This window comes from Halomonas sp. SpR1 (genome assembly GCF_031010175.1).
In the GTDB taxonomy this organism is placed as follows: domain Bacteria; phylum Pseudomonadota; class Gammaproteobacteria; order Pseudomonadales; family Halomonadaceae; genus Vreelandella.
In genome coordinates this window covers 20,594-28,727 of record NZ_JAUAMB010000048.1, presented here as the reverse complement: position 1 = coordinate 28,727, position 8,134 = coordinate 20,594, and the positions used below count along the sequence as shown (strand labels likewise).

The window sequence follows — 8,134 nt, the reverse complement described above, 5'->3', positions numbered from 1 at the left end:
ATTTGGTGATTTGTCACCAACGTCAGCAAGCGCCCACATGAATTACCTGATCAAATTGTTAAAGAGCTGTTTCGCTGCGGCGGTGATTAAAACCATCCTGCAAACCGTTGAACTGGCTTGCCTCAGCAAGGAAGGCGTATTCTACGCACTTCCTGGTGGTTGTCAAGGGCGTTGTTGTCGATGCGAACTCACTAACATCTCAAACCGCCTGCTTTCGAAAAAGCGTTAACTGCCTGACAAACCAAGGCTTTTACACCTTATGTACCGCTGGTAACGCTTGGCGTCCCCGGCAGCGGATGCGTACTTTACGGATTCGCTGACGGGTTGGCAAGAGCTTTTTGACAGAAAGTTCAAATAAGCGTCACACGGGCGTAACGCTTCTTGCCAGCTTGAATCACATAGCTCTTGCCTGTTGCCAGCATAGTGTCTTTAGCTACCACTTCACCGTCGACTTTGACGCGGCCATTGCCCAGCATATCTTTGGCTTGAGCACTGTTGTTCGCAAGCTCCGCTCTATTAAGTACCGCGGCGATGGGCGCTTGCTCGCTGCCTTCAAAATCGACCGTGACTTCCGGCAGATCTTCTGGGAGTTCGCCATCGGCCAACTGGTTCCCCGCTGACTTATGCGCATTGGCTGCTGCTTCGTCCCCGTGGTAGCGGGCAATCAGTTCACGCGCCAGCTCCATTTTGACGTCACGGGGGTTGGCACCATTGGTGACATCCTGCTTAAGCGCCTCAATCTCTTCATTTGATTTCAAAGAGAGCAGCTCAAAGTATCGCCACATTAGGCTATCCGGCATGGAGACCAGCTTGTTGAACATGGAGCCCGGTGCCTCATCGACCCCAATGTAGTTGCCCAACGACTTCGACATCTTCTGCACGCCGTCGAGCCCTTCCAGCAGTGGCATGGTGATGACTACCTGGGGCTCCTGACCGAAGTGCTTTTGGATCTCGCGCCCCATCAGCAGGTTGAACTTCTGGTCGGTACCACCCAGCTCCACATCCGCTTCAAGCGCTACCGAGTCGTAGCCCTGTACCAGCGGGTAGAGAAATTCGTGGATAGCAATGGATTGATTGGCTTTGTAGCGCTTTTCAAAGTCGTCCCGTTCCAGCATGCGTGCAACGGTGCTTTGCGCCGCCAGTTCAATCATTTTGGCGGCGGAGAGCTCGCCAAACCATTCGGCGTTAAAGCGCACTTCAGTTTTTTCAGGATCAAGGATTTTAAACACCTGCTCCTTATAGGTTTCGGCATTGGCTTTAACGTCTTCTTCAGTGAGCGGTTTACGCGTTACGTTCTTACCGGTGGGGTCACCAATACGGCCGGTAAAGTCACCGATCAGAAAGATAACCGTGTGCCCCAAATCCTGAAACTGACGCATTTTGGTCAACAGCACGCTGTGTCCCAAGTGAAGGTCAGGAGCAGTAGGATCAAAACCCGCTTTGATACGCAGCTTGCGGCCTGAAGCCAGCTTCTTTCTTAACTCATCCTCTACCAGGATTTCATGCGTACCCCGCGACAGCAGCGCTAAAGCCTGATCCACCTCACTCATTGCCTCTCTCCACTATAATCAGAACCGCCCATACCGGGCTCAGGTGATAAATAGTCGACGATGTTACCATGCTCGCTCGCCTTGGTTGAGCCCTGGTTTAGCCTTAGCTTAGCTTTAGTCCCGCTTTGTACGAGTTCGCTTATGAAAACGCCTTCCGCTTCGCCGCTTTACTATATTGGCTTAATGTCCGGCACCAGCCTGGATGGTATCGATGCAGCGCTTATCGCCATCGAAAATGATTCACCACCCCGCCTGTTGGCAACCCACGCCGAACCTATGCCTGATGAATTACATCGCCTGCTGCTCACACTGTGTCATGCAGAGCAGGTGAGTTTTGCCCAGCTAGCAGCAGCAGAGCACGCTTTCTGCCAATGCCAGACCCAAGCGGTAAAGCGGCTATTGGCAACGCTCTCAGTAGGATTGGAGCAGATCAGCGCCATCGGCAGCCACGGCCAAACTATCGAGCACGCCCCTAAAGGCCATAACGGCGGCCCAGCCTATACGCTTCAGTTGGATAACCCTAGCTTGCTGGCAGAGCTTACCGGCAGCACGGTCGTGGCCGATTTTCGTCGCCGCGACTTAGCCGCTGGAGGTCAAGCCGCACCGTTGGCACCCGCCTTTCATCAGGCGCTGTTTGGCCGAGCAGACGCACATCAACTGGTGCTTAACCTGGGCGGTTTTGCCAATCTCACTTGGCTCTCCAGCCAGCCAACCGATCCAGTAATTGGATTTGATACAGGCCCCGCGAATGTTTTATTGGATGGCTGGTTCTCGTTACATCAAGGCGGCCGCTTTGATCAGAACGGCGATTGGGCTGCTAGCGGTAAAGTAGATGAAGCGCTGTTAGCTCGTTTGTTATCAGAACCGTTTTTCCAGCAACCGCCACCCAGAAGCACAGGGCGCGAGTTATTCCATTTGGAGTGGCTACAACGGCACCTCAGCGGCCAGGAAGCGGCTGCCGATGTGCAGGCGACGCTTGCAGAGCTCACCGCCGTCAGCATCGCTCAAGGCGTTGAACAACTGCAGATCGATGACAGCCCCCTCACGTTGATCACCGCTGGGGGGGGCGCCCACAATGGCTATTTAATGCAGCGCCTTGCCTACCACCTCCCGCGCGCAACGCTCACTTCACCAGCAGAGTACGGCTGGCCTGAAGACTGGATTGAGGCGGGGGCTTTCGCTTGGCTGGCTCACCAGCGCTTGCACCACCTGCCTGGTAACCTGCCCTCGGTCACCGGCGCACAAGGTCCACGGGTACTCGGTGGTATTTATGCTTGCTAACCTATGAGCCTGAACTGGCGATTGGCATTGAGCCTTCGCTACTCATCTTTTAATGCCAGCATGCCCTTCGCACTCAGCTGCGCCTCTTGCAAACTCACCACGCCCTCTTTAACGAGCCGAGTTAGTGCAGCATCCAGGGTTTGCATGCCCAAACTGCCACCGGTTTGAATGGCGGAGTACATCTGTGCCACTTTGTCTTCACGAATCAGGTTGCGCACCGCCGAGGTCGCAATCAGTACTTCGTGCGCCGCCACCCGGCCACCACCCTCACGCTTTAGAAGCGTCTGCGACACCACCACCTGGAGCGATTCCGACAGCATTGAGCGCACCATGGCTTTCTCTTCACTGGGAAAGACATCGATAATCCGGTCGACTGTCTTGGCGGCAGACGTTGTATGCAGCGTCCCTAGCACCAGGTGGCCAGTCTCAGCCGCGGTTAACGCCAGTCGAATGGTTTCAAGATCGCGCAGCTCGCCAACCAGAATCACATCCGGGTCTTCGCGCAGGGCGCTACGCAGTGCGTCGGCAAAGCTGTGGGTGTCGCGGTGCACTTCGCGCTGGTTAATCAAACAGCGCTTGCTCACGTGGACAAACTCAACGGGATCTTCAATGGTGAGAATGTGCTCATAACGATGATCGTTAATGTAATCGATCATCGCTGCCAGAGTAGTACTCTTGCCCGAACCCGTCGGCCCGGTCACCAACACCAGCCCCCGCGGCAACATCGCCAGGCGCTCGAACACCTCGCCGAGTCCCAGGGTTTGCATGGAGAGCACTTGATTGGGAATAGTACGAAATACCGCCCCCGCCCCGCGGGCTTGGGTGAAAGCATTGACACGAAAGCGCGCCACCCCCGGTACTTCAAAGGAAAAGTCAATTTCCAGGTGCTCTTCGTAGTCGCGGCGCTGACGATCATTCATGATGTCGTAAATCAATTTGCGCACGTCGTTATTGTCGATAGCGGGCACATTGAGCCGACGAATGTCGCCATCAACACGTATCATGGGTGGCAAACCGGCCGAAAGGTGCAAGTCAGAGGCATTCTGCTTTGCCGAGAATGCTAGCAGTTCGGTAATATCCATCTCTCTTCCCAGCTGCGGTAAGGTGCTTGAGTATGACAGACATCGCGCTTAACGAGTCACTCGACTATTCATACGCTCAGGCGCTTAAACGCCTGCGTGACGCATTAGAAGGCGCAGGGCGGGCCCAGGATGCAGCTAAGCTACTGGCGGTCAGCAAAACCAAGCCAGCGGCGATGATTCGTCAGGCTTGGCAGTTGGGGCAGCGTGAGTTCGGTGAAAACTATTTGCAAGAAGCGCTGGAGAAGCAGACTGAGCTGGCTGACCTTGACGGCATTGTATGGCATTTCATCGGGCCGCTGCAGTCCAACAAAACCCGTTCAGTGGCCGAACACTTTGACTGGGTGCATAGCGTTGACCGGCTAAAAATTGCCAAACGCCTGAGCGAACAGCGTCCAGCACACCTTGCACCGCTCAATATCTGCCTGCAGGTTAATATCAGTCGCGAAGAGAGCAAAGCCGGTGTGCTGCCCGAAGAGCTGGAGGCATTGGCCGACGAAGTAGCCACGTTGCCTAATCTGCATCTGCGCGGTCTGATGGCGATTCCCGCCCCGGCAGAGGGTATAGAAGCCCAGCGCCAGCCCTTGGCAGCGCTGCGTGAGGCTTTAGCAGCCCTACAAAGCCGCTTGCCGAACGCCCCCCTGGATACGCTCTCAATGGGTATGAGCGACGATTTGGAGGCGGCGGTACTGGAAGGTGCCACGCTGGTGCGTTTGGGAACCGCAATTTTCGGCGCCCGCCAATCGGCTTAGGCGGACAGCCGCCCGCTTTTCACTGAACATACTTTTATTTAAGGACAGCTACCATGGCGAATAAGATTACCTTCATTGGGGCCGGCAACATGGCCAGCGCCATTATCGGCGGCCTGATCGACAGCGGCGTTGAACCCTCGACTATTACCGCCACCGCGCCGAACGACAGCGAACTGGCAGCGATTAAACAGCGCTTAGGCATTAATACCGACACCGACAACAACGCGGCGGTGGCTGAGGCCGATGTGGTGGTGCTCGCGGTGAAGCCGCAAATTATGCGCAGCGTATGCGAAGCCCTGCGCGATAGCGTTCAGCGCCAGCAGCCGTTGGTGATTTCGATTGCGGCAGGCCTGGATGCCGACACTATCGACCAGTGGCTAGGCGGCCAAAACGCCATGGTGCGCTGCATGCCCAATACGCCTTCGCTGGTGGGTTATGGCGCCAGCGGCCTCTACGCCAATGGCAAAGTTAGCGACGCCCAGCGCGACGTGGCTACCCAACTGATGGAAGCGGTCGGCATTGTCGAGTGGGTGGAAGAAGAAGCCCTGTTAGACGCAGTGACCGCTGTTTCCGGCAGCGCCCCGGCCTACTTCTTTCTGATGTTCGAAGCCATGGAAGAAGCGGCGGTCAAGCTCGGCCTACCTGCCGCCACCGCGCGCCGCCTGGCGATTCAAACCGCGCTGGGCGCGGCCACTATGGCGCAGCAAAGCGATAAAGACCCCGCCACATTGAAACAGAACGTCATGTCGCCGGGGGGCACCACCGAACGTGCCATTCAACATATGGAAGAGGCACAATTGCGCACCACGATTGCCGACGCTATGCAGGCCTGCGCCGATCGTGCCCAGGCAATGGCCAAGGAATTGAGCGGCAGCTAAATACAGCCATTCGGCGAGCGCAGCCGCTAAGCTACGGATCATCAAGGAGACTCTATAATGGGCAACGAACTGGGCAGTGCAGGGTTAATGCTGGTCAACACCCTGATCAATATTTATCTGTTTTTACTCATGCTGCGCTTTCTACTGCAGGCGTCGCGGGCGGATTACTTCAATCCGTTAAGCCAGTCGGTGGTTAAGATCACTCAGCCAGTAGTGGGCCTGTTTCAAGGCTTTTTAGGCCCCGTTGCGGGCCGCTTCGACCTGGCGACGTTAGCGGCAGGTTTTGTATTGAAAGTGGTCAGCATCATCGCCATCTTCATGGTGATTGGCGTAGGCATGCCACCCATTGCCGGGTTGATGATTGCCGGTGTAGCGGCCTTGGCGAATGCAATTTTAAAAATCTACTTCTTCGCCATGATTGTGATGATCATCTTAAGCTGGGTAGCGCCCAACGCCAGCCACCCAGGCGCGCTGCTGGTGATGCAGCTGGTGGAGCCCATTATGGCGCCGGTACGCAAAGTGATCCCCCCTCTGGGCATGATCGATCTTTCGCCTATCGTGGTGTTTATCGCCATTAATCTGGTCGATAGTTTGGTGGTCGGCGCACTGATTCGTGCGGCGGGCATTTCAGGGGCGCTGGTCGGTCTCTGATCACGGCTGTCTGCCAGCTCTTTCTGCAATGGATCTCTTCAGCTTGATTCATTTAGACGTACTTTTTAGCAGGACTCGCGCCTTCAATGCCTGATTCAGATACGCATGCGTTTGCAGACCGTCCGGCGGGCTCCGTCGGTCTGGTCACCCCGCACGTGGCACGCTTCGACACGCCGCTCGCCCTCGCCTGCGGCAAAGTGCTGCCCGCCTACGAGCTGATTTACGAAACCTACGGCACACTTAATGCTGAGCACACCAACGCGGTGCTGATTTGCCATGCGCTGTCGGGCCACCACCACGCCGCGGGTTATCACAGCGAAGAGGATCGCAAGCCCGGTTGGTGGGATGCCCATATCGGCCCCGGCAAAGCGATCGACACCAACCGTTTTTTTGTGGTCTCACTCAATAACCTCGGCGGCTGCCACGGCAGCACCGGACCAGTCAGCCACAACCCTGACACTGGCCGCCAGTGGGGGCCTGATTTCCCCATGGTCACGGTAAGCGACTGGGTAGCCAGCCAGGCACGCCTTGCCGACCACCTGGGGATTGAGCGCTGGGCGGCGGCAGTGGGCGGCAGCCTGGGCGGCATGCAGGTACTGCAGTGGACGATGACCTACCCAGAGCGGGTGGCCAACGCGGTGGTGATTGCCGCCACGCCCCGGCTCTCGGCGCAAAATATCGCTTTTAACGAAGTGGCTCGCCAGGCGATTCGCTCTGACCCTGAATTCTTTGACGGCTGGTACGCTGAGCACGACACCGTGCCCAAGCGTGGCCTAAAGCTGGCGCGCATGGTGGGGCATATCACCTATCTGTCGGAAGACGCCATGGGCAGCAAATTTGGCCGCGACCTGCGCAGCGATGACCTTAACTTCGGCTTCGACGTTGAGTTCCAGGTCGAGTCCTATCTGCGCTATCAGGGCGACACGTTTTCCACTGCCTTTGACGCCAATACCTACCTGCTGATGACCAAGGCACTGGACTACTTTGACCCTTCCGCCCCCCAGGGGGGCGACTTAGCCAAAGCCCTGGCCCCAGCGCAGTGCCCGTTTTTGATTGTCAGCTTTACCACCGACTGGCGCTTTCCGCCCTCGCGTTCCCGGGAGCTTGTCGATGCGCTTACCCGGGCAGGCAAGTCAGTCAGCTATGCCAACATCGAGTCCCCCCATGGGCACGATGCTTTTTTACTTTCAGCGCCGCGCTACGACGCCATCTTCAGCGCTTTTATGAGTCGCGCTGCTCGGGAGCTAAAGCTCGCGGAAATGGGCGATGATGAAGTGGGCAAAGTGGGAACGAGCTCAGAGGAGACACCATGATGCGCGCCGATCTAGAACTGATTTACGACTGGGTGCCCGAAGGCGCGCACGTGCTCGACCTCGCCTGCGGCGACGGCGAACTGCTGGAGACGCTGGCACGCAGTAAAGGCGTGACCGGTTACGGCTTGGAAATTGACCATGAAGGGATCAATGCCTGCCTCGCCCGTGGCGTCAACGTGATTGAGCACAACCTGGATGACGGTTTAAGCAGCTTCTGCGATAACAGCTACGATCAGGTGATCATGACCCAGGCGCTGCAGGCGCTACGCCGCCCGGACAAGATGCTCGATGAAATGCTGCGCGTCGCCGAAGAGGGCATCATTACCTTCCCCAACTTCGCCTACTGGCGCCACCGTGTGCATTTGGGTTTGCGCGGTTATATGCCGGTCTCCAAATCGCTGCCCCACGCCTGGTACGACACGCCCAACATTCACCTTTCAACGTTCAACGACTTCGAGCATCTATGCCGGGAAAAGGGCTTGGTGATTGTTGATCGTGCGGTGGGCGTGGGGGATCATCAAGGACACTGGAAATCGCGGCTATGGCCCAACCTGTTTGGTGAAATTGCCATTTTCCGCGTTCGCCGCCGCTAGGTGTGCAGCGTGTTTAACTATTACCCAAGGAGCCACG

At 56.8% G+C, this 8,134-nt stretch carries 9 protein-coding genes; 7 read left to right on the top strand and 2 right to left on the bottom strand.

What is annotated here, in order from left to right; translation table 11 throughout:
• Nucleotides 1-229: hypothetical protein (locus QT231_RS22090; RefSeq protein WP_308338949.1), on the top strand; the 229-nt coding region annotated here is incomplete at its 5' end.
• A gap of 121 nt (nucleotides 230-350) precedes the next feature.
• Here the strand turns inward: QT231_RS22090 and tyrS are convergent.
• Complete coding sequence (gene tyrS, locus QT231_RS22085; RefSeq protein ID WP_308338947.1) at nucleotides 351-1,550, bottom strand: tyrosine--tRNA ligase; 1,200 nt, start codon at nucleotides 1,548-1,550, stop codon at nucleotides 351-353.
• Nucleotides 1,551-1,691: 141 nt separating this feature from the next.
• On the opposite strand from tyrS, the gene QT231_RS22080 reads away from it, so the two are divergent.
• Entirely contained in the window at nucleotides 1,692-2,831 is a 1,140-nt protein-coding gene (locus QT231_RS22080; RefSeq protein ID WP_308338946.1) for an anhydro-N-acetylmuramic acid kinase, read from the top strand.
• A gap of 38 nt (nucleotides 2,832-2,869) precedes the next feature.
• On the opposite strand, the gene QT231_RS22075 is transcribed toward QT231_RS22080, so the two are convergent.
• Complete coding sequence (locus QT231_RS22075; RefSeq protein WP_308338945.1) at nucleotides 2,870-3,913, bottom strand: type IV pilus twitching motility protein PilT; 1,044 nt, start codon at nucleotides 3,911-3,913, stop codon at nucleotides 2,870-2,872.
• 32 nt (nucleotides 3,914-3,945) lie between these two features.
• Between QT231_RS22075 and QT231_RS22070 the strand changes: the two genes are divergently transcribed.
• The 5 genes from QT231_RS22070 (at nucleotide 3,946) to metW (ending at nucleotide 8,097) form a co-directional block, all read left to right on the top strand.
• Entirely contained in the window at nucleotides 3,946-4,662 is a 717-nt protein-coding gene (locus QT231_RS22070) for a YggS family pyridoxal phosphate-dependent enzyme (protein WP_308338944.1), read from the top strand.
• Between the two features lie 53 nt (nucleotides 4,663-4,715).
• On the top strand, nucleotides 4,716-5,540 hold the full coding sequence (proC, locus tag QT231_RS22065; RefSeq protein WP_308338943.1) for a pyrroline-5-carboxylate reductase: 825 nt from the start codon (nucleotides 4,716-4,718) through the stop codon (nucleotides 5,538-5,540).
• A 57-nt stretch (nucleotides 5,541-5,597) separates the two neighbouring features.
• Nucleotides 5,598-6,191 carry a YggT family protein gene (locus QT231_RS22060; RefSeq protein WP_308338942.1) on the top strand — a complete coding sequence of 198 codons (594 nt, stop codon included), beginning with the start codon at nucleotides 5,598-5,600 and terminating at the stop codon, nucleotides 6,189-6,191.
• A gap of 86 nt (nucleotides 6,192-6,277) precedes the next feature.
• A complete protein-coding gene (locus tag QT231_RS22055; RefSeq protein ID WP_308338941.1) occupies nucleotides 6,278-7,504 on the top strand; it encodes a homoserine O-acetyltransferase in 1,227 nt (408 codons plus the stop codon).
• On the top strand, nucleotides 7,504-8,097 hold the full coding sequence (gene metW, locus QT231_RS22050; protein ID WP_308338951.1) for a methionine biosynthesis protein MetW: 594 nt from the start codon (nucleotides 7,504-7,506) through the stop codon (nucleotides 8,095-8,097). Before QT231_RS22055 ends, metW begins: the two co-directional genes overlap by 1 nt.
• Nucleotides 8,098-8,134 lie beyond the last annotated feature (37 nt).